The organism is Brevibacillus sp. HB1.4B (assembly GCF_013284285.1).
Lineage (GTDB): Bacteria > Bacillota > Bacilli > Brevibacillales > Brevibacillaceae > Brevibacillus > Brevibacillus porteri.
Window position 1 is genome coordinate 169,317 of sequence record NZ_JABSUT010000003.1, and the last position, 21,715, is coordinate 191,031.

Here is a 21,715-nt window from a genome sequence, read left to right on the forward strand (position 1 = left end):
TATAGGTAGAGGGGGCATTTTCTTCATGACGCCACTTGTACAGATATACGTATGTCAGAGGAGCTTTCCATTTCGATTTTGCTGAACGCTTCTCTTTCTTTCCATTGCTCAATCATACCAGCTATGATCCCAGCCTCAAAAGAAAGACTGCATCCTAGTCTTTCGATAGACTGGTAGCTAAAAATGGAATGAGTAAGCGAATAGACAATAGTTTGCCCGGACTCCTCCACGACGTCGAGCTGGCCTAATCCGAGCCGAATAAAAGGCATAATCGGGCCTGTTGCAGATTGAATGGGGATTTGGCGGCCCATATTTTTTCCAATCCAATAGAGAATATGGTTTTCACTATCGCCTAGCAGGGTGCTAGTCAGCGTTTCGCGTAGAAGATGATAGCCAAGATAGGGCATATTCATTCGTTCCGCATAGGGAATGGTCTCTGGCGGCAACAGTGCTGCAAGCTGATCCTTCTCTTTCATATGTGCTTCCCTCCTGTCTGTACTAGATTATGAGGAGGGACTCGCATTCATGACATCTTAATAGAAAAAATAGCTGGACTAAACAAAGTTATTCTATCAATGTATTTAGTACATTGATTGTCTTGACGCTATGTGTCGACAAGAGTACAATTGGATTTGGTCAAAGTTTTGCCCAACTTTTTCTCGGATTTTGACACATTCCGACAAATTCATGTGATCTAGCGAACGCAGTCTTTTTGTGAACAGCGTCAAGACGCTCTTCATAAAATGATCGTGGCGGTTTTGCTATGTCTAATGGGTGAGGCAATGGGTTAGGATATTGGGGAAAGGTCTATCAAAACGGCCGAAAACCGTTTTGGACTGCTTGCGGTGACGCTTGACGTTTTTCACAGAATTGAGAGTTACATACATTGAAAGGGGGACCATTGTATGGCGAAAGGCCATAGCTTTCTCAGTCACAAGCTACACTCACTTCTTGGTTTGTTTCCGATCGGGCTCTTCCTCGTGTTCCACTTGACAGCCAACTATCAAGCGACTCGTGGGCCTGAAGCTTTCAACCAGGCCGTAGGCTTCATTGAAAGCCTTCCATTTCTGTTAGTACTTGAATTTGCCTTGATCTACCTCCCGATCCTGTTTCACGCTGTTTACGGTCTCTACATCGCGTTCCAAGCGAAGCATAACGTAGGGAACTTCGGTTACTTCCGAAATCAAATGTTCTTGTGGCAACGCGTTACAGGAGTCATTACCCTCATTTTTATTGTTTGGCACGTTTGGGAAACTCGTATCCAAAAAGCACTGGGTGCACACGTGGATTATGACATGATGGCAAACATTTTGAGCAGTCCTGCAATGATCGTATTCTACACAATCGGGATTATTAGCACGACTTTCCACTTCTCCAACGGACTGTGGTCGTTCCTGGTTCACTGGGGAATTACAGTTGGGCCGCGTTCCCAACGCATTGCAACATTCCTGACTTTGGGCGTATTCGTAATTGTAACCTTCATCGGCTTGCGTGCGATGTCGGCTTTCATTTTGTAGGGATAGGGGGATTAAACTCATGGCAAAAGGTAAACTGATCATTGTCGGTGGAGGTTTGGCCGGCTTGATGGCTACCATCAAAGCAGCAGAAAAAGGCGTTCCTGTTCAGCTGTTCTCCCTGGTTCCGGTAAAACGTTCCCACTCTGTCTGTGCGCAGGGCGGTATTAATGGGGCGGTAAATACCAAAGGGGAAGGCGACTCCACATGGGAGCACTTCGACGATACAGTATATGGCGGAGACTTCTTGGCAAACCAACCGCCAGTCAAAGCAATGTGTGATGCAGCACCTGGCATTATCTATATGTTGGACCGTATGGGCGTTATGTTTAACCGTACGCCAGAAGGTTTGTTGGACTTCCGTCGTTTCGGGGGAACCAAACATCACCGTACCGCTTTTGCGGGTGCGACAACTGGACAACAGCTCTTGTACGCATTGGACGAACAAGTACGCCGTTATGAAGCTGAAGGTCTGGTAACCAAGTACGAATATTGGGATTTCCTCGGAGCCGTTTTGGACGATACAGGAACCTGTCGCGGGATTACTGCGCAAAACATGCGTTCCGGTGAAATTCAATCCTTCCGTGCGGATGCCGTTATTTTGGCAACAGGCGGACCTGGTATCATCTTCGGTAAATCGACGAACTCGATTATCAATACAGGTACAGCAGCGTCTGCGGCGTATCAACAAGGGGTTATTTACTCCAATGGTGAGATGATCCAAATTCACCCAACTGCAATCCCTGGAGACGACAAGCTGCGTCTGATGTCCGAGTCTGCTCGTGGTGAGGGTGGCCGTGTATGGACGTACAGAGACGGTAAGCCTTGGTACTTCCTGGAAGATAAATACCCTGCATACGGAAACCTGGTTCCGCGTGACATCGCGACTCGCGAAATCTTCTCCGTTTGCGTAGATATGAAGCTGGGTATCAACGGCGAAAACATGGTATACCTCGATCTGTCCCACAAAGATCCAAAAGAACTGGATGTAAAATTGGGCGGTATTATCGAGATTTACGAAAAATTCGTTGGGGATGACCCACGTAAAGTTCCAATGAAGATTTTCCCTGCGGTTCACTACTCCATGGGCGGTATGTGGGTAGACTACAACCAAATGACCAATATCCCTGGTCTGTTTGCAGCAGGTGAGTGCGATTACTCTCAGCACGGTGCAAACCGTTTGGGTGCGAACTCCCTCCTGTCCGCTATCTATGGCGGTATGGTAGCAGGTCCAAAAGCAATCGAGTACATCAAAGGCTTGAACAAATCCTCTGATGATCTGTCTTCCACGCTCTTCGACGGTTTTGCTAGCCAAGAGCAAGCGAAATACGACAGCATCCTGAAAATGGACGGAACAGAAAATGCTTACCTGATCCACAAGGAACTGGGTGAGTGGATGACTGACAACGTAACGGTAGTACGTTACAACGACCGTCTGCAAAAAACGGATGATAAGATCGTTGAACTGATGGAACGCTACAAGAAAATCAACATCAACGATACGAATAAATGGAGCAACTCCGGTGCGGCGTTTACCCGTCATCTGTGGAACATGCTCGCACTGTCCCGTGCGATCACGATCGGTGCGCTCAAGCGCGACGAGAGCCGCGGTGCTCACTACAAGCCTGATTTCCCAGAGCGTGATGACGAGAACTTCATGAAGACGACAATGGCGAAGTACAATGCTGAAACGACTGCGCCTGAAATCTACTATGAAGACATCGACGTATCCCTGATCGCACCACGTAAGCGAGACTATACGTCTGACAAGAAATAAGAGAGGAGGAAACTGATCATGGCAGAAAAATTGATTCATTTGATTATCACTCGTCAAGATAGCCCTGACAGCACTCCGTACAAGGAAGAGTTCAAGATTCCTTACCGTCCTGGTATGAACGTGATCAGTGCTTTGATGGAGATTCAACGTAATCCACTCAACGCACAAGGTCAAAAAACGTCTCCAGTAAACTGGGAATCGAACTGCTTGGAAGAAGTATGCGGTGCGTGCTCGATGGTTATTAACGGAAGACCACGCCAAGCTTGCTCGGCACTGGTAGATAAGCTGGAACAGCCGATTCGTCTTGAGCCAATGAGCACCTTCCCTGTACAACGTGACTTGTCGATTGACCGCAGCCGCATGTTCGATGCGCTGAAGCGCGTAAAAGCGTGGGTTCCAATCGATGGTACGCATGATCTGGGACCAGGTCCTCGCATGCCGGAAGTTGAGCGTCAATGGGCGTACGAGCTTTCGAAGTGCATGACGTGCGGTGTTTGCTTGGAAGCATGCCCGAACGTGAATGCGAAGGCTGAGTTCATCGGTCCGTTCGCGATTTCGCAGGTTCGTCTGTTCAACCAGCATCCAACGGGTATGATGAACAAGCATGAGCGTCTGGAAGCCCTGATGGAAGATGGCGGTATCGGTGATTGCGGTAACTCGCAAAACTGCGTACAAGCATGTCCAAAAGGTATTCCGCTCACAACTTCGATCGCTCACATGAACAAAGAAACAACCAAACATGCAGTGAAGAAGTTCTTCTTCTCCTAATTGTTTGCAATAGAAAAGGCGTGCACCGGTGATCCGGAATGCACGCCTTTTTTTAGTTTAGGAAAGTTTGTTTAAGTGCTTACTGTATATGTCGCTGTAGTGGAGAGAAGAATATTTCCAGGCTAGGCTCCAGGCTCCGTCCTGCTGGGGGATAAGACTGTCCGCTCCGAAGGGATTTGCGGGGAAACGCAAAAGTGGTAGCCGCTTCGTAGCACGGGCACGTTGCGTTTCTTTTGCCCGCAAATCCCTTCTCCGCTCGGTAGGACTCCACAAGTCGCTACGTCTGGAAATATTCTTCTCTGTTGTAACAGATGAGGTATTTCATTCTTTGAAGGATTTAAAAAAGCGGATCACATGGAAAGATCGTAGAGGAAACAGGAGAAATAAGCGAAGATCTTAGGGACACCGACCGAGACGCAATGCAAAAAGCGAAACACGCTCTTAAGCGTCCACCTCTGAAATACATCCTGAGAGGACAACTTTGGACGCGGTTTCGCTTTTTGCATGGAGTCGTGCAGTCAATCCCCGAGGGGGTGGCCCTAGAAGCAGAGCGTTTTCTCCTGTTTTCTCCCCACCACAACAGCAACGTACAAGGAGTTTATTCACTCGCCTCGATGACCGCCGCCATCGCCAGCTTTTCAAAAAGGAGGACGAAGTGCTGGAGTTCATCTTCGCTGAGGTGAGAGAACATTTTATTTAGTTTTTCTCTTCGATTCTGCTTGGCTACTTGCAGAATTTTTTTGCCAGAATCGCGCAAGCTGATGTAAACCACTCGGCGATCTTCCTCATCACGATCACGGGCGACGAAACCGTGTTTATCCAAACGGTCGACCATTGCTGTGATGGCGCTTGGTTTTACCCCCATTGATTCAGCCAATTCTCCGACTGTGCATTTTTCCTTCTGTTCCAACTGATGAAGAATGTAGAATTGCGGGCCAGTTAAACCAGAGACAGGTTCGGCTAATTGCGTTCCCATCGTGCGCATAATGGTACGAAACGCCTCCTGCAGGCGCTCAAGCGTATCTGTTAAGGGGGAGGGCATGCTCGTATCGTCTCCTTATTTGATCTATTTCTTCGTTATCGGGAATATTTGATATGTAATATTTAACGCACTTAAATATAGGCTGAAAGTACTTCGTTTGTCAACCTTCGCGAAAAGAAGGGAATACCCAAGCGATTCCTAGTGAAAACTGAAAACATAATGGAATGACTTCCAGCAAGGGGGCAAACGATGAAGAAAAAGGTATGCAGCATTGGATTGATATTGGCTTTGCTTCCCGCAACGACTGTCAGCACAACAGCGTTTGAAGGAACAGCGACCATTCGTACGCAGATTTTGCAGGATCTCGCGGAAATGCACGAGCCATTACATACAGGCAACGCGGACAAGGAATATAAAACGAAGGCAGATGAATGGCAACGACAAGAACTGCTACTGCGAGGTGAGCAATTAAAATCTGCGCCTGTCGATTCGCTGGAAATGATTGAGGCAACGAAGGCTTGGGAGGAAGCGGGGGTAAAAGGGGAAGGGATGCTCGTTTCCGTGATCGATACGGGAGTCAATCCGCGCCATCCCGATTTCCCTGTCCCACATGATAAGCGTTCAGCCATGCAAAAGTCAGGCTCTTCCCAGAAGGTGATCCCTGGCTTTAACTGGGCTGACCGTACGCAAACAACGGAAGACGTATCGGAATCTCAGCATGGTATCCATGTGGCGGGAATTATTGGGGCGAACGGAAAAGTAAAAGGAGTTGCTCCTGAAGCCCAGCTCATCAGCCAAAAAGTATTTTCCAATTATCAAAGCGAGGTTCCTGGGCTAGGTGAATCGATTTTATTTGCGATCAATGATTCCATTACGAAAAAAGCAGATGTCATCAACCTGAGTCTCGGTTCCTCAGCGGGCTATGTGGATGAAACAAATGTGGAGCAAATGGCTGTGAAGCGAGCAGTCGATAATGGGATCGTAGTTGTGGCAGCCGCCGGCAATGATGCGTATTTCGGCAGTGATAAGGTACGAGCACAGAATCCAGATATCGCCATGATCGGTTCTCCAGGCTTGAGTCCTGATGCGTTTTCGGTTGCTTCTGTCAACGCTACAGCACTAGCTGGCTATAGCTTCACGGTGCAAGGGGTACCCGGTATGGAGAAAGTCGTGTATTTATCGGGCTATGTGGAAGGCGGGGGTGCGATAAACCCGGTCATGACATTGATGAAGCCGTATCCGCTTGTCTATATGGGGAAAGGGAAGAAGGAAGACTACAATGTTTCCGTAAAAGATAAGGTGGTATTGCTCGAGCGAGGCGACATTTCATTCGACGATAAGCTACGCCTCGCCAAAGAAGCAGGAGCAGTTGGTGCTGTTATCTACAACAATGAAATGGGACCACTCATTATCAGTGCGGAGCATGCCAAGCAAATCCCGGCTGTTTCTGTCTTGAAGCACATGGGCGAGCAAATGGCGCAAGCGATTAAAAAAGGCAAGAAAGTGACGGTCTCATTTAACGGTGAATATGGCCAAAATCCAATGCCTTATCCAGACGGAGGAACGATCTCGGCTTTTTCATCATGGGGACCAACACCCGATTTGCAGTTCAAACCGGAGATTGCTGCTCCAGGTGGAGGCATCTTGTCACTCACGCGAGAGTCTGAATATGCCGTGAAAAGTGGTACGTCAATGGCAACGCCCCATGTGGCGGGCGGGATGGCTTTGCTGAAACAAGGTTATCTCAAGCAAGGGCGGAACCTGCAAGGCAAATCGCTTGTCGATACGTTGAAGGCTGCGGCGATGAATACAGCAGAACCGATTATCGATCCGCAAATCAGCATACCCGCAGCGGATAAAGAGAAAGCAAAAAAAGTTCCTTACAGCCCACGGGTTCAAGGGGCAGGCCTGATGCAAATCGCAAAAGCGATCAAGACGCCAGCCATTGTTGTGAATGCAAAAGGAAAAGCAGGTGTCTCGTTAGGAGAGATTGGGAATTCAACGACCTTTTCTCTATTTATTAATAACAAGTTTGGTAAAAAGCCAATTACGTATCAGCTACAAAATGAGTTTGGTGTCATGACTGACTTACGCAAAAACGGGATCAACATGCTGACAGATACCCTTTTGGAGGGGGCAGAACTACAATTTTCCGCTCCTAAGATTACCGTTGCGCCGGGGAAGTTAGAGGAAGTGAAGGTAACGCTCACGATTCCGACAGGTTCTCCACGTAATCAATTTGCAGAAGGATTTATTTCCTTTCAACCAGATGATAAAGAGCTGCCTACTTTGCGCACGCCGTTTTATGGCTTCTACGGGGACTGGGATGAACCAAAGATAATGGATCAGCCCGTATGGGAGGCAGAAAGTCAGGAAAAACGAACAGGTGTCAAGACGAGCTGGTATCACGATAAACGCAATGACAAATGGCGCTATCGGGATTATCTAGGTGTTACAGGTGTCAAAGCCGATGGCGGTGCGAAAATCGATCCCAATCATATTGCCTTTTCGCCAAACGGGGATGGGCATTACGATGTCGCTGCTCCTTCGATTACTTTTTTGCGCAATGCCCGTCATATTATCGTCGAAGTAACAGATCAGTCAGGCAAGCCGATTCGCACTCTTGTGCGTGATGAAAAGGTGAGCAAGTACGACCAATCCAAGCTGGGGACGCCATACTATTATACAGAAAAGGAAGCGTGGAGCTGGGACGGAAAGATCTTTTCACCACAAAAAGGCGCCTATATACAGGCACCTGATGGACAGTACCAATTCTCTATTAAGGCCAAAATAGACGACCGCAATGCCAATTGGCAAACGATGACACTCCCCATCCGCGTGGATACAAAAGCTCCTGTGATTACAGCTTCTGTGTCAGGAAACCGGGTTCAGTGGAGCAGCCGCGATAAAGATATCCAAGCCTATTTCCTTTATGTAAACGGCAAGAGGGTAGGAGGCCCCTATTCTCCAAAAGTGTCCAGCACACTTATTAATCAGCCAGATAAAAAAATGAGTGTAGTCGCGTATGATTATGCAGGGAATATCAGCGTGGCGCATATTAACGGGAAAAGTGACAGTACTCCGCCATTTGTGGAGTTTCCGGATGATTTGTTTCCTTATCTGAAAATATCCAAGCAGCCGGATGTAGCCTTCAGGGGCAAAGTAACAGGCGAGGATATGATGGACAGAGTCCGCTTATCGATTAACAAAACGCCTGTAAAGCTGGCGACGGATGGATCATTTGAAACCATCCTGCGATTAACGGAAGGTCTCAATTATGTGATGTACAGTGCAATGGATATGTATGGAAACAAGCGCCAATTCACGCAACGGGTCATCGTCGATACGAGTCCTCCGACACTGCAATTGATCAACGATGGCAGTGAAGACGTACAATTCGATGCAGCAACCAAGAACATGCTGGTTCCAGTCCGCTTCATGTACAGAGATCAAACCTATAAAGGTCAGGTAAGTATCAATGGGCAAATCGTGTCCTACTTTGAAGAAGAGCAATTGGAAATCCCTGCGCAAAAATACGTAACGCAAATTTTGAGTATGAAGCAGGGAGAGAATCGCATTTTGCTTGAAGGCAAAGACGGTGCAGGCAATCAAAGCATGTTGCTGGTGTATGCGTATGTCGATGCCAATGCAGGGTCGGTCGTCATAAGTAATGGAGAGCAGCGTATATCCTACAAGGCGCGAACAGTGCCAGCTCCGACGATCCAGCTGCCGAACAAACGGCTAGAAGGGCAGGAAGGTGAAGCGCTGCCCATCGAAGGGAAGGTGACAGGTGCTGGTGCTGTTAACCTCCAAATCAACTATGGATCAAAAAGCTTTCAGACCAACGCGAATGATCGTGGGCTATTTCGCCTGGTGCTTCATGAGGTAGAGGAAGGCAAGCAAAAACTGACGGTTGTTGCGACTGATGCACTGGGTAGGGAAGCCCGAGCGGAGATGAATGTCGTCGGAAAGAAAAAATAGGATAGCGGGCCCGTCAGTAGCAGATAGAAGGCTATTGCCGGGCCAAATTTTTGTGGGAGGATTCTATTTGATGTTTTACCACGGGATCATGTGGGAATATGTTACGAGAGAGTACCCTGTGCTATCACCGAGAAGGACCGCCAGAAGGAAGCGTGTGGCAGAGCAATTGTGGGATCGCATTCATCTGATCGAACAATTCGGTTTGGAGCCCGTTCATTTGCTTGAGGCCGACGAACATTACGATGCTGTCCGCTGTATACAAGAGTGCTTGGCATTTGGAGATACTGTTTTTGCCTTTGATCGCGTCCAGCTTCCGATGTGGCAATTGAGTAAGCATGAGATCGGTGTAGAAATATTAGACTTGCGAACGTGCACGGCCATCTATACCATTCGTCATGAGACAAAAGTAGAGGATTATTTTCCCAGTACTCCCTATTTTCGTGACCTTATGCCTATGAAGTTTTCGTAATCCTATTGCATCTGCCAAAAGTCGACATTATGATAGTCCTATACGAGTACGTCAAAAAGTCGTCTTTTCAGCACCTCTTTCGATGTCGAATAGGCTTCCAGTACTACTACGTGATCAAAAGACGACTTTTTGAACAACCTCTAAGAGTGAATTGCCCGGGAAAGGAAGAGAATGCAGATGATAGTCCAGTACCTTGATCCATTTCTTGAATCAGCTTCGTCCGTGATTCAACAAGTATGCAATGTCGACATTTCGCGTGGAGAGTTAGCTGAAAGAGAATGGAGCCATGTAGAAGGCCATACATGGATTCGAATCGGAATGACAGGTCAATTACAGGGTGAGGTCTTTTTCGGTCTGCAAGAGGAATTGGCTTTGCGCATTGTCTCGGCCATGATGGGCGGCTATCCCGTGCAAGAGATGGATGAGCTCGGAAAAAGTGCCATTTCTGAGTTGGGGAACATGATTTCCGGGAATGCGAGTACGCTTTTGTCCAATCGAGGTGTTCTTGTAGACATTACCCCGCCCTTATTTTTACACCAGCATGACTTGAAAGGCATGGCAGGGACAGCATTGACTGCACCGCTCGATCTCCATGACATGGGCAGACTGGATATTCAAATTATTGTGATAAGATAGAGGCGGCTAATGGCCGTCTTTTTTGTGAAGGATACGTAGCTACACATCATCATTCAAAGGAGGGATGGAAAGAGATGGATCATTACTTCTCGATTTGTTCAGCTGAGATGTATTATGAGAAATACATGGCCTTTTTATTGGAAAACTACGACCAGCTCCGCATGCCATATTCCTTTCCTGTGGCGCTCAGTTTTCTGGCGAGTCCCGTTTTAATGGAGGGGAAAGCATTTCTTTGCTTCAACGATGCCGATGAAGTGATCGGTGCTTTTTCGTACATTTACGGGACAGGTGAAAATCAGTACGAAGACAAGCATATCGTTCAAATTCAGGTGGTCTATTTTTTAGAACAGTATCGCAGCAGTCGCCTTTTTTTACACGCTCTTCAGTATGTAACCGAATATATCGCCTATATGGAGGAGGACGTGAAGGAGTTTCGATTCTGGACTTCCTCGGAAGACTCTTTACGCAAATTGTTTACCAAGATTGCAGAACGAGTAGCTTCTGTGGAAACGGCAAACGGTCCATTGGATGAATATCGCGCATCGTTTTTGGCTTGGCAATCCTATGCAGCCAGGTTTCAACATGAACCATTTTTCTAATCCAAGAAGGAGACGTTACGATGCTGTTCGTCATCAAAAAACTGTTTGGCTACATACGCCCCTATAAGCTCCTGAGTTTCCTTTTTTTCCTCACGCTTGCACTCGATCTGCTTTTTTTATCCTTGGCACCTCTTAGTTTCCAGATGATCATTGACAAAGCGATTGTTCCTAAAAATATGCACATTTTCACAGTCATCATGATCGTATTGGCGATTAGCGGGTTTATCTGTGTCAGTGCTGGAATAATCAGTGATTATGTGCTGGCAAAACTAAATGCACGTGTGCAAAATGATTTGCGGCAAAAACTGTTTGCGCATATGCAGCATTTGCCGGTCAGCTACTTCCACAAAACGCGTTCTGGCGATCTGGTCTCTTCCTTTTCAGTGGATTTGCCTGTCATTGATAGATCGTTGGCCATTCTCTTCACGACGGGTATTCAGTCATTGGTGGTCGTGTCGATTAGTACGATGGTGTTGTTTTACTTGGAATGGGTGATGACACTGTGTATTTTGGTGGGAGCAATCTTGATCTTTACAGGTCCTTATTTGCTTGGCCAACGTGCACACGCAGTCAATGCTGCATACAAAGAACAGCTCGCAGCTATGACGAACGATGTTCAGGAAAATACGAAAGCGCAAATGGTCATCAAGGGATTCAACCTGCAAGATGTCATGATCGATAAATTTAATGGAAGACTCAAATTGCTGTTGATCAGCAACTATCGCAAAAATCTGATGGCAGCGAAGCTGGAACGAATTCCTGCGCTATGCCTACTACTCATCAACTTTACGATCATTGGCTTTGGTTCCTATCTGGCACTCACCGGGCGAATCTCTGTCGGTTCGCTTGTCGCCTTTTTCACCATGTATACGTCGATGGGGAATGCAGTGTTTAATCTGACCTTTACGCTCCCTCTGATTACAGATGCACAAGTCAGTATGGAACGAATCCACAAGGTACTGGATGAACCTAGTGAAAAAGTCGACCATTCTACAGCGGATCCGCTCGATTTGCGTATGACTGAAGTGTCCGTAAAAAATGTTACGTTTGGTTATCAGGAAAATCAGTTGTCTATCAATCAGGTCAGCATGCAGATTCCGGCTCGGACAAAAGTTGCCATTGTTGGCTCCAGCGGGTCTGGAAAAAGCACGATCGTTCAGCTGATAGTAGGCTTTTATGAACCTCGTTCTGGTCATATCGAGATAAACGGCACAAAACTCGATGAATATAATCGGGGAGCCTTCCGCAACCATGTAGGGGTCGTCTTTCAAGATAACTTTCTTTTTCACGGAACCATAGCCGAAAACATCCGGCTCGGCAAACTCGATGCGACCAACGATGAGCTGAGGATGGCTGCACAGCAAGCGGAGATCCATGACTATATCATGAGTCTACCAGACAAGTACGAAACACTTGTTTTGGATGGGGGCAGCAACCTCTCAGGGGGACAAAGGCAGCGCCTTGCCATTGCTCGAGCGATTCTGCGTAATCCTTCTCTACTCATTCTAGATGAAGCAACTTCTGCTCTCGATCCCATTTCAGAGGCTTCTATTAACAAGACCTTTGCGAAGCTTTCCAGCGATCGGACTGTCATTACGGTGACACATCGTTTGTCGACGATAACGGACATGGATCAAATCTTTGTGTTGGAGCACGGGGAACTAGTGGAGCAAGGGACACACTCTCAACTGTTGCAAAAGCGGGGTTATTACAAAAGGCTATGGGAGAAACAAAGTGTGTTGGCCAGCCCAGAAGGTGTTATGGATGTTCTAGGTGTCGACGTGTCTGATATTTTGCATCTTTTCCATACCGAGACGTTTACTGCTGGACAGACGATCATTCGGGAAGGAGAAGCAGCAGAAAAGTTTCATATCCTCGCACGCGGAAAGGTAGAAGTTTCCCAATCATCTGCTGAATTTGAGGAGCCGATTCGACTTGCGATTCTGGAGGACGGCGATCACTTTGGAGAAACAGACCTAGCGGGTGCTTTACAGACAACAACGGTGACGGCTCTCACCTCTTGTGTTGTTTTGACCTTGCCTTTAAAGGTATACCAGTACATCACGTCCCAACACTCGACGATTGGCAAAAACGCCCAACAGCTAATACGCTAACGAACAGAAAAAGAAAGGCAGTGTGCAAAGGATGCATGTCCAATTTAGAAGTTGTACCAGTGACAATGATTTTGCCCAGTTCACGCTATTCTTTATGCGCAATCGATTGGAATTTAGTCGTATGTTTTCCCTTAGTGACACGCTCATTCATATTTTGACGTTCCTCCCGGATTCTCATTTGATCCTGATAGAGGACGAGCGCGGTAAAGTGGTCGGATGGGGCCACTATCAATACATGACAGCAGAAAGGCAACCAAACCCAGAGGGAGAAATTTGCTATATTCATTCTGTCATCGTCGAAGAAAAATATCGAAGGAGCAGGGTATTTCTGAAAGGCTTTCGCCATCTAATCAGACAGGTTCACGCAGAAAATGCACAAGTGAAACAGGTGACCTTTTGCGCTGATGCTGATCATGCCTATCTGAACCGGCTCTATTCGAAATTTGCACAGGTTGCAGGGGAGCAGGAGGGCTATTACGGACAAGAAAACATCTATATGGCCGAAATCAATCAACTAGCTTCCTATCTGGGAGCCGTAATTGACGCTAAATAAGGAAAAATGCTATTCTTAAGAAGATATTGTCAGAAAGGAGGACTATCAGATGATTCCAATGGTACCACGTTTGAAAGACGGAGTAAGAAAACCGTTCACTGCTTCGATTCAAAATCTTCTCATGAAAAATGAGCAGCTGCGTGTAGCTACTTCTTCTGCGAAGTAGTCGATCAGCTATCATCTTTTTCGAATCAACTGTCCCAAGAATGGAGAAGTGGTTGACAGGCTATCCTGCTCAGCCACTTTTTATTTTGTCATTCTATTTGAATAGAATAAAAAAATAAAATATTTTCTATTGTCTGGATGATTTTTAATAGATAGTGTATTGTTGGAAATAGTAAGGGGGTATGAGAGCTTGACCTATGTAAAACAATTAATTGGGATGTTTTTCCTAGTTATCGTCGTTTGCGGTGGGCCGTTCATGCTATATACGCAAAAGGAAGAAATCGTGTTCGAACCGGGAAATATCGTAGTTCATACGGTATATCTGATTCAGCAGATTGCAGAGGGCTCCCTCGGAACCTATTATTCGGGGCAAACGGAAAGGAGCATCGCTGAGGATATCCTCCCATTTGCAATTAGCTCCTTTGAACTACTGTTCGCAAGTGTTGGTGTCGCAGTCCTTGCTAGTATTATTTTTGGATTGCTATTGCAGCGCTTTCGGATTGTACGTCAATTTCAAAAGGTTTTGAATCTGCTTGCCACGATTCCTGACTTTATCCTAATTGTTGTTTCGATTGTGGGTGCTGTCGGATTTTACAAGCTGACGAACATTCGAATTATCACCCTGTCACCTATAAGTGACTCTGAGAGTACATGGTTTCCGATCACGTTACTGTCAATTGGACCAACGATTTTCCTCATGAAGGTTGTCAGCCTGAAGTATGTACAAATCGGCGGCGAAGACTACATTAAAACAGCACTTGCCAAGGGGATGGGGATTTGGCATGTTCTCATTCACCATGTCTATAAAAATATCAAGCCGTTTCTCATTGCTGATTTAAAGAAGACGATTGCCATTACAGTAGCCAACTTGTTTATTGTTGAGTACTTATTAAACGTCGTAGGATTGACTCGCTTTATTTTTAGTAAAGATGGCGGTTACGAATTCAATGCTGCTGTCATGGGACTTTTAGGTATTATTTTGCTATCCATTTTAGTCTATGTATTGATTCGTCTCATTCTGTATGTGATTGAACGCGCGGTTGTGTATAAATAGCCCAGACTTCTTATGGAATGAGTGAGGGTATGGTATGAGGAAACGGTTCAATTGGGCTTTATGGCTAGGTTGTATCTTGGTATTTTTTCTAATAATTATCGGTGTAGCCGGACCTTATTTGGCCCCCTATGACATCGATTACCAGGTGAAAGTTCGCAATGAGATGGTAAACGGGAAGCAAGTGATCATTTCGCCTCCTTTGGCACCTTCAGGCGAGTATTTGTTGGGTACGGATAAATGGGGCTATGATTTGCTTACAAAACTGCTCCACGGGGCACCTTACACCATTTTTATTACGCTCTTGATTGCGTTATTGCGATTATTGCTTGGAGCATGGATCGGTCTGTATATTGGGATATTGGACAAGCAGCAGCGTTGGTGGATTGCGATAGAGAACGCCTGGGGGTACATGCCCATATTTATTCCTGTCTATTTTTTATTGAAAGGAATCAATATCAATCCCGAATTGCCAACGTTTACGCTCGTGTTGTTTTTCGTAGTGGTAGTGGCAGTGCTTGGGACGCCTTCGGTAGCTGCGTCCATCCGTCAAAAAACGGAGCAAATCAAGGAATCCCAGTACGTTTTGGCTGCGACTTCGCTGGGGGCTGGGCGGGATCAGATCATCTTTCGCCACATCCTGCCGCATTTGAAGGAGCATCTGGTCATTGTCCTGGTGACAGAGATGATCGCCACCATGACGTTGATGGGGCTTCTCGGGATTTTTGGTCTGTTTGTAGGCGGCACGACTATGTACTATGACCCTGTTGAGTATCACTCGACCACACATGAATGGGCAGGACTGCTCGGGACTTACCGAAGCTTTGTCTACACGAATTACACGTGGATTTTCCTGATTCCACTTGCTGCTTATATGCTTGCAATCGGTTCCTTTAGTCTATTGGCCAAAGGATTGCGTGATAAATTCGAACAGACGTATAGTCGTACCCCATTTATTTAAGCAGCTGGTCACTTTTCAGCATGAGGGATAAGTGAGGTTTTTTGATGAAAAAACGATTCCATTTTTCTTTATGGCTAGGCAGTATTTTCGTGTTCCTTCTGATCGTGATCGCTGTGGCGGGGCCTTACTTGGCTCCCTATGATCTGGAATATCAAGCGAAGATGCGTCACGAGGTTGTGAACGGTAAACAAGTCATGGTCTCACCGCCCTTTCCGCCGTCAGAGGAACATTTACTCGGCACGGACAAATGGGGGTATGATTTACTGACCCTCTTGCTCCATGGAGCGCCATACACCGTTTTTATTACCCTTGCGATCGCATTTATTCGCGTGTTACTTGGTACATGGATTGGACTCTATATCGGCATCCAAGATAAAGAACAGCGTTGGTGGATGGCGATTGAAAATGCATGGAGCTATATGCCTGTGTTTATTCCCGTGTATTTTCTTTTGCGAGGAATCAATGTGAATTCCGAGCTGCCGACGTTCACGCTCGTACTGATTTTCATTGGGCTTGTCTCTGTTCTTGGAACCCCTTCTGTAGCCTCTTCTGTGCGTCAAATGACCGAACAAATTAAAGAATCACAATACGTTTTGGCTGCCATTGCACTGGGAGCTGGCCGGAATCAAATCGTCTTTCGCCACATCTTGCCACATTTGAAGGAACAGCTCATTATCATCTTGGTGACAGAAATGATCGCCGTCATGACCTTGATGGGGCTTCTCGGTATATTTGACCTGTTTGTAGGTGGTACGAAAATGACCTTTGACCCGGTTCTGTATCATTCTATTACACACGAATGGGCAGGACTGCTCGGGTCTTATCGAGGCTTTATTTACAGTAACTATACGTGGATTTTTCTCGTACCATTGGGGGCATTCATGATCGCCATTGGATCATTTAGCTTGTTGGCCAAAGGCTTGCGTGATAAGTTCGAGCAAACGTATAATCGTACACCATTTATTTAAGTTGTGGTGCCTTTGATTTTTACGAATCAAGGGCATTTTTGGTTGATCCGATTAAAAATAATGGAATGGAAGTCGAATTGTAGGGAGCAGTATATGTGTCGGGTGAATAGACTGGAGTGTCGGGGGCGGTGTTGGCCTTGGGTTCCGATGGCAATCTCATCAGGCGAGGCGAACTCGTCGCGATCTGAACGGGGGACAACTGGCGGCCATCGTCGTCTCGAACGGAAAAATTCACGGCGGATGTCGAAGAGGTTTCTCTGCGGTGTTCGGAACCCATTGCCCATTTTCTGAATAGGATGTAAGGCAAAAGCCTAAAATCCTTGAAATTCCGGCACCATCACCCACCCCCCATCATAGGATAAGGTGACTCTGTAATCCCTCAACCTTGTTCCTGTAGAGCCCACAAGGAGGGGTGGCACGATTGAAGGGTAGCGACCAAACCAAGCCGTTGTTAACGAATCGCGAAAGAGAAGTGTTTGAACTCTTGGTCCAAGATAAGACAACCAAAGAGATTGCCGGACAACTCTTCATCAGCGAAAAGACTGTGCGCAATCACATTAGTAATGTCATGCAAAAATTAGGTGTCAAAGGTCGATCTCAGGCAGTAGTCGAACTCGTTCGACTTGGTGAACTAGAGATTTGAACCCAGTCCACCCAGCCTCCCTTTTCTTCCCTTGGTCGGAAGGGAGGGTTTTTTATGTTCATTTGCGTTTAAATGCCCTTTTAATTACTTTTGTATAAATAGCAAACAAGAAAGAAGTAGAGAAGGCGATGGTCGAAGGGTATAGGATCTGAACGGAGCTTGAATCTCTTCGGCTGTTGGGATGTAATCGGTAATGGCGGGCTGGAGGCTTCGGCCACCACATTATCGGAACCATTCAAAGTTAGATGCCCTAATTGCCAAGGGTGCAGAATTAAAAATGATGAAACGTACAGTGCAGTACATAGGGACGATATACGAAATGAAGATGCACACATGGGGAGAAGAAAAACGTTTTGAAGATACTTTCTACATGGAAACAAAGGATTTTAAATCAGATGTTCCTTTGAAGCGAGACTACATGGAAATCTTCCATACAGAAGAATACCAGCAATTGGTGGGAACACAACGCCTTTCGAGTATGGGGCACAAGCAAGAAGATGTAGTTTGTTCCCGAAGGAGATACTTTTTGTACTAACTAAAATGGCGCTACTTGAAACATTCCTGTTAAAGCAGGATACTTACAACGAATTTTCAAGTGAGTCTTTGATCACTTTGAAATTCATCATCTTTTCCCAACCAACCGAAACGCACAATTGATGAAACTCTTCAAGAGTAGGGGTGCGTTCTATAATCTCAAATGACATATAACTCCTCGCTTTCAAATTTTCTATGTTTGAGGATATAACTTCATTTGAGACACCCCCTGAATGTTGATTAGAAAAAATATTACCATTTTTGGCTTTAAAACCTCAAGTATATGGACTTTCTTAAAGAGCAATTTATCAAAATGTGTACTTTGTTATTATTGGTCTTCGCCAACATAACGACTTTCTCCAGAAATGAATTTATTTAATGAGATCCACCATTTTAGGGAAATGGGCATCAGAAAACAATCAATTGAGATAGTTATTGTGTGGAATTGAAAAAGCCACCAATCCTTGCGGAAGGTGACTAAAATCCTCATTGAGTACTTTGTGGTAAATAATGGGTAGGATTCACTGGAGTTCCTTGTTTGATAACAGAAAAATGCAACATATCTCCTGTTTCGGACGATCCTACTTCTGCTATTTTTTGCCCTTTTTTTACGGTATCTCCGGCCTTCACAAGAAATGAACCAAGGAGAATGTGACCATAGAGAGTACTGAATTCGGAATTGTGCTTGATTATTATAGTTTCTCCAAATCCTTTTAAGCTTTGAGCGAAAAGAATGACACCATCATTTGCTGCAAAGATAGCTGTACCTTTAGCGGTTGCATAGTCCAATCCGTTATGACCTTTTGATTCCTTAGTTTCAGGATTAATTTGCAAGCCGAAATCAGAGGAAATTACATAGGTATCATGAATGGGGGCTTCTAAAAAAAAGTGTGTTTCGTTAATTTTACTAGGCTGACTCGAATTACTTGCCTCCGCTGCGAAAGCTGTTGGGGTTAAAGTAACTGCTAAAGTTAATAGATTCAAAATAACAATATTTCTGATTTTCATATTTCCTCCTACTTCATATAAAGTTGGTTTTATTATGAAATACGAGGATTATGGAAAAATGTAACTGCTAATCAAACTTTATTTTTCTTAAGGTCATGTACGGCACCAAAAAGGCAGAGATACGAAAAAATGATAGAGGCTATAAGGCAGGAGACACACTTTTGCTTCGAGAGTGGGAACCAGAAGAAGAAGAGTACACCGGTCGGATTGTAAGGCGGGTTATCACCCACGTACTGGCAGATGAGCAATTTCTGTAGCCAGGAAAGGTCATGCTGTCAATGGCACTGATTTATCACAACGGTAATGCAAGATAGTCATTTGCAAATAACAAAGAAGTGTCCCAAAGGACACCCTAATTGAACAGCATTATTTATGATCTTGAAAGTGCATAGATTTCAACCAAAAAGTTTTCTTGTGCACCCTTGGGACTCCCAATGTAAAGAGAGCGAGTAGAAACAACATCTGTGATTTTCTCGTTAACTACTCCAGTAAAATGAGTAGGATCATTGCCTCCACTAACATCTTGACTGACAGAAAAACTAATTTGATTAGGATTGGAAACTCCACTTATTACCCATTGAAAATTAACTGTGTCTGGCGGAAGGACTTCCGTACCAATATTTGAGCTAGAACGATGCGATTGACCAGGCAATGGGGAAGGAGCGGAATAAATAGCGCCGATAAACGTCGACTTAAGTGCACTCATGAAAAAACACCCTCTCAGGAAAGTAACTACATGAAGATCATATTTCAAGAAAATGGTAAATATGCAATCGATTTTAAACAACTTACTAGAAGTACAGGGGCATTTTACAAAACACACATTTGTTAAATGGAGGGTTTAGCATGATTAACCTAATCAAGATCGAGAAATTGGAGGAAGTGACAAAGTACGAAGACCCGAAAACGTCTCACATACATCATGGCGGAAAGGATTGGACAAACGGGGTTCCGCTTATTTTGATCAAACGCGAAGGCGGCGTGGTAGTGACTGACCAATGGGTATTTATCAACAATAACGGAGAGTTGGTATACGAAAAGAAAAATAACAAGTGGGCGCGAGTGAATATTACGATGTGAATAAGTCGCACATAAAAGAAGTGTATGTGGTTCGAGTGAGTTAACACAACATTACGGGAGTTAAGAATAAAGCGGAGTTTATCTAGGGATAAGGATTAGGAGTAATTAAATTACCTTCGGTGATTAATTCTTCCGACTGCCTCATCTTTAGAAATCCAAGACCAAATTCATTACAATTACAATCAGTTATCTACTTAGAATGTGCTTAAATAAGATATCTGGTGAAGGAGTTATTTATGGAAGCAATCATTTCAGATGTTAAAACAGAAAGGGGCTCGCTATGATCTGGATTAATCCACCTTATGAAGTAGAAGAAGTATCGATTATTACTGTAACGGAATGGGTTGAAAAACAAGCTAGATATATTAGACAGGCAGGGCCAGACCATTATGCCATCGTTGATTTCGTAATCGAACCATGTCAAGGTCTTATTGGCTTTAAGAATGAAGCATTGATTCAAGATGATTTGAAAGGAAATACAGAGTGGGAACGACTGTTTCCTATATTGATATGTTGCATCTATGACGCTTTAAAAGAGTATATACAATATCAATATCACGAACGAAATCTGGCAATTGGCAATTTCATGTTCAAGCTCATAAGTCTTGAAATCCGTCCTGGAAGTACCAGATTGACAGATTTCAAAATAGCAACACTTATCGGTCTGAAAGAGGTATTTGAAAATAATGAAGCAAAGAGAAGTACAACTTAGCGGTCGGTATTTCGCTTTACAGATGATGAAATGAATAGCTGAATTTGTTAATGATTTTGTGAAGGCTCCAATCATTGGCAGAACATGCCAAGAAACAGTGCGATCAAAACTTCGATTGCGAGGACTGTCCCACACATGGTTAGTCTATTGTTACTTAACAAAAGAGAAAGTAAGAAAACGAGAGCATGATCGCCCTCGTTCACTATGAAAATAGCAATTATCCTCTACTGCAAAGATGAATCCACGGAGGGCAACCCCCCAATTGTGTTCGAGCACATGTGGTGGATGGACGGAGAAGAAAAGCTGTTTTGGGTTAAGTGTGGGTAGGCAGCGGAGCCAAAGTATTTAACACAATATTTCGGGAGTGAAGGTGTGGGAACGATGGTGCCTGCTGGAATCCGAGATAACGGAAAACATAAGACGTTTGAAACTGGAGCAAAACGAGATCGAGCGCTAGGGAAAGGCAGATATGATGTGCTCTCTCCTGTAGCAATGCGCCGAATAGCACAGAGAAGTGAGCTAGGTGAAATCAAATACGGCGATGGACGCAATTGGGAAAAAGGGATGCCGATCAGTGAGTTTATGGATAGCGCTCTGAGGCACATTTTTCAATATATGACTGGCGAAGAGCAATTTATCAAAAAGTGTATGAAGAGAATGGGGGAAAAGGTAGATGTAGCACTTAAAAGGGGCATTGTTAATCGATATCGATTGTTATTAGAATGTGAGCGACATCCAGGCATTCTGCGAACGGACGATCATAAATTTCGTCATCGAAATATTCGATGAAAATGGTTTCTACATGTTTGGCCAACTCTTCAGGGGTGCTGTAGCTAGATTGAAGCAGTGTAATAATCTCATTTATTTCAAATCGGTAATGATCGTGTTCGGGATCTATACTAACTAACCCAATCGGGTCCCATCTATCAATAATGTTTTTTACTTTAGCATAAATCAATTGTTTCACCTCGAATTTGGTCAGTCTAAGTATATTACCATAAAAAAGCGGACGTTAACTGATTAGTTAGGGAGGGGAGGGTATGTTAGATTGCACAAAGATTAAGACGTTTACATCATATTCCTGCTGGTATGGGATCGACGGAACGAACACGATTTTCGAGGACTATCAGATCGTAGTAGAGACCATGCAACAGTGGCAACTCCATCAAATGCCTGAGTTCAATGGTTATTAACAAAACG

Annotated in this window: 23 protein-coding genes; 18 read left to right on the forward strand and 5 right to left on the reverse strand. The window is 45.0% G+C overall.

Going from position 1 to position 21,715, the window contains the following annotated elements; translation table 11 throughout:
* Nucleotides 1-23: 23 nt before the first annotated feature.
* Nucleotides 24-476 (reverse strand): YslB family protein, encoded by a 453-nt coding sequence (locus tag HP398_RS08715; RefSeq protein ID WP_017251094.1) that lies wholly within the window; start codon nt 474-476, stop codon nt 24-26.
* A 429-nt stretch (nt 477-905) separates the two neighbouring features.
* Here HP398_RS08715 and HP398_RS08720 point away from each other — a divergent pair, with 429 nt between their 5' ends.
* From HP398_RS08720 to sdhB, 3 genes are read left to right on the forward strand one after another with little or no spacing between them, the layout of a single operon-like run.
* Nucleotides 906-1,517: a succinate dehydrogenase cytochrome b558 subunit gene (locus HP398_RS08720; protein ID WP_007722458.1), complete on the forward strand. Its 612-nt coding sequence runs from the start codon at nt 906-908 to the stop codon at nt 1,515-1,517.
* Nucleotides 1,518-1,536: 19 nt separating this feature from the next.
* Nucleotides 1,537-3,291, forward strand: a complete 1,755-nt coding sequence (sdhA, locus tag HP398_RS08725) for a succinate dehydrogenase flavoprotein subunit (RefSeq protein ID WP_007722462.1) — start codon at nt 1,537-1,539, stop codon at nt 3,289-3,291.
* A gap of 18 nt (nt 3,292-3,309) precedes the next feature.
* Nucleotides 3,310-4,059 (forward strand): succinate dehydrogenase iron-sulfur subunit, encoded by a 750-nt coding sequence (gene sdhB, locus HP398_RS08730; RefSeq protein WP_007722466.1) that lies wholly within the window; start codon nt 3,310-3,312, stop codon nt 4,057-4,059.
* A 598-nt stretch (nt 4,060-4,657) separates the two neighbouring features.
* Here sdhB and HP398_RS08735 read toward each other — a convergent pair.
* Nucleotides 4,658-5,101, reverse strand: a complete 444-nt coding sequence (locus HP398_RS08735; protein WP_017251095.1) for a MarR family winged helix-turn-helix transcriptional regulator — start codon at nt 5,099-5,101, stop codon at nt 4,658-4,660.
* 189 nt (nt 5,102-5,290) lie between these two features.
* Between HP398_RS08735 and HP398_RS31280 the strand changes: the two genes are divergently transcribed.
* From HP398_RS31280 to HP398_RS08785, 10 genes are all read left to right on the forward strand, one after another.
* On the forward strand, nt 5,291-9,022 hold the full coding sequence (locus tag HP398_RS31280; protein WP_173622396.1) for a S8 family serine peptidase: 3,732 nt from the start codon (nt 5,291-5,293) through the stop codon (nt 9,020-9,022).
* Between the two features lie 70 nt (nt 9,023-9,092).
* The gene (locus HP398_RS08745; RefSeq protein ID WP_173622397.1) at nt 9,093-9,491 is read left to right on the forward strand and encodes a hypothetical protein; all 399 of its coding nucleotides are present in this window, start codon (nt 9,093-9,095) and stop codon (nt 9,489-9,491) included.
* A 177-nt stretch (nt 9,492-9,668) separates the two neighbouring features.
* Complete coding sequence (locus HP398_RS08750; RefSeq protein WP_017251098.1) at nt 9,669-10,127, forward strand: chemotaxis protein CheX; 459 nt, start codon at nt 9,669-9,671, stop codon at nt 10,125-10,127.
* Between the two features lie 107 nt (nt 10,128-10,234).
* Complete coding sequence (locus HP398_RS08755) at nt 10,235-10,726, forward strand: hypothetical protein (protein WP_254475980.1); 492 nt, start codon at nt 10,235-10,237, stop codon at nt 10,724-10,726.
* A gap of 20 nt (nt 10,727-10,746) precedes the next feature.
* Nucleotides 10,747-12,840 (forward strand): ABC transporter transmembrane domain-containing protein, encoded by a 2,094-nt coding sequence (locus HP398_RS08760; RefSeq protein WP_173622398.1) that lies wholly within the window; start codon nt 10,747-10,749, stop codon nt 12,838-12,840.
* A 31-nt stretch (nt 12,841-12,871) separates the two neighbouring features.
* Complete coding sequence (locus HP398_RS08765) at nt 12,872-13,393, forward strand: GNAT family N-acetyltransferase (RefSeq protein WP_100169666.1); 522 nt, start codon at nt 12,872-12,874, stop codon at nt 13,391-13,393.
* A 355-nt stretch (nt 13,394-13,748) separates the two neighbouring features.
* Nucleotides 13,749-14,612, forward strand: coding sequence for an ABC transporter permease subunit (locus HP398_RS08770; protein WP_017251103.1), 864 nt, complete (start codon nt 13,749-13,751; stop codon nt 14,610-14,612).
* Nucleotides 14,613-14,646: 34 nt separating this feature from the next.
* Nucleotides 14,647-15,570, forward strand: a complete 924-nt coding sequence (locus tag HP398_RS08775) for an ABC transporter permease (protein ID WP_017251104.1) — start codon at nt 14,647-14,649, stop codon at nt 15,568-15,570.
* A gap of 44 nt (nt 15,571-15,614) precedes the next feature.
* On the forward strand, nt 15,615-16,538 hold the full coding sequence (locus tag HP398_RS08780; RefSeq protein ID WP_017251105.1) for an ABC transporter permease: 924 nt from the start codon (nt 15,615-15,617) through the stop codon (nt 16,536-16,538).
* Nucleotides 16,539-16,959: 421 nt separating this feature from the next.
* Nucleotides 16,960-17,181 (forward strand): helix-turn-helix domain-containing protein, encoded by a 222-nt coding sequence (locus HP398_RS08785; protein ID WP_003387736.1) that lies wholly within the window; start codon nt 16,960-16,962, stop codon nt 17,179-17,181.
* Nucleotides 17,182-18,201: 1,020 nt separating this feature from the next.
* Here the strand turns inward: HP398_RS08785 and HP398_RS08790 are convergent.
* Entirely contained in the window at nt 18,202-18,723 is a 522-nt protein-coding gene (locus HP398_RS08790) for a M23 family metallopeptidase (protein ID WP_017251108.1), read from the reverse strand.
* Between the two features lie 80 nt (nt 18,724-18,803).
* On the opposite strand from HP398_RS08790, the gene HP398_RS08795 reads away from it, so the two are divergent.
* Nucleotides 18,804-18,980, forward strand: a complete 177-nt coding sequence (locus HP398_RS08795; RefSeq protein ID WP_483297071.1) for a DUF3850 domain-containing protein — start codon at nt 18,804-18,806, stop codon at nt 18,978-18,980.
* 113 nt (nt 18,981-19,093) lie between these two features.
* On the opposite strand, the gene HP398_RS08800 is transcribed toward HP398_RS08795, so the two are convergent.
* Nucleotides 19,094-19,429, reverse strand: coding sequence for a DeoR family transcriptional regulator (locus tag HP398_RS08800; RefSeq protein ID WP_173622400.1), 336 nt, complete (start codon nt 19,427-19,429; stop codon nt 19,094-19,096).
* Between the two features lie 140 nt (nt 19,430-19,569).
* On the opposite strand from HP398_RS08800, the gene HP398_RS08805 reads away from it, so the two are divergent.
* The 3 genes from HP398_RS08805 (at nt 19,570) to HP398_RS08815 (ending at nt 21,304) form a co-directional block, all read left to right on the forward strand.
* Nucleotides 19,570-19,803 (forward strand): hypothetical protein, encoded by a 234-nt coding sequence (locus HP398_RS08805; protein WP_254475982.1) that lies wholly within the window; start codon nt 19,570-19,572, stop codon nt 19,801-19,803.
* Between the two features lie 280 nt (nt 19,804-20,083).
* Complete coding sequence (locus HP398_RS08810; protein ID WP_173622401.1) at nt 20,084-20,515, forward strand: hypothetical protein; 432 nt, start codon at nt 20,084-20,086, stop codon at nt 20,513-20,515.
* A 381-nt stretch (nt 20,516-20,896) separates the two neighbouring features.
* A complete protein-coding gene (locus HP398_RS08815; RefSeq protein ID WP_254476011.1) occupies nt 20,897-21,304 on the forward strand; it encodes a dATP/dGTP diphosphohydrolase domain-containing protein in 408 nt (135 codons plus the stop codon).
* On the opposite strand, the gene HP398_RS31360 is transcribed toward HP398_RS08815, so the two are convergent.
* The gene (locus HP398_RS31360) at nt 21,213-21,482 is read right to left on the reverse strand and encodes a DUF1871 family protein (protein WP_173622402.1); all 270 of its coding nucleotides are present in this window, start codon (nt 21,480-21,482) and stop codon (nt 21,213-21,215) included. The two genes, HP398_RS08815 and HP398_RS31360, sit on opposite strands and share 92 nt — an antisense overlap.
* Nucleotides 21,483-21,555: 73 nt before the next feature.
* Between HP398_RS31360 and HP398_RS08825 the strand changes: the two genes are divergently transcribed.
* Nucleotides 21,556-21,708, forward strand: coding sequence for a hypothetical protein (locus tag HP398_RS08825; protein WP_017251113.1), 153 nt, complete (start codon nt 21,556-21,558; stop codon nt 21,706-21,708).
* Nucleotides 21,709-21,715: the final 7 nt, after the last annotated feature.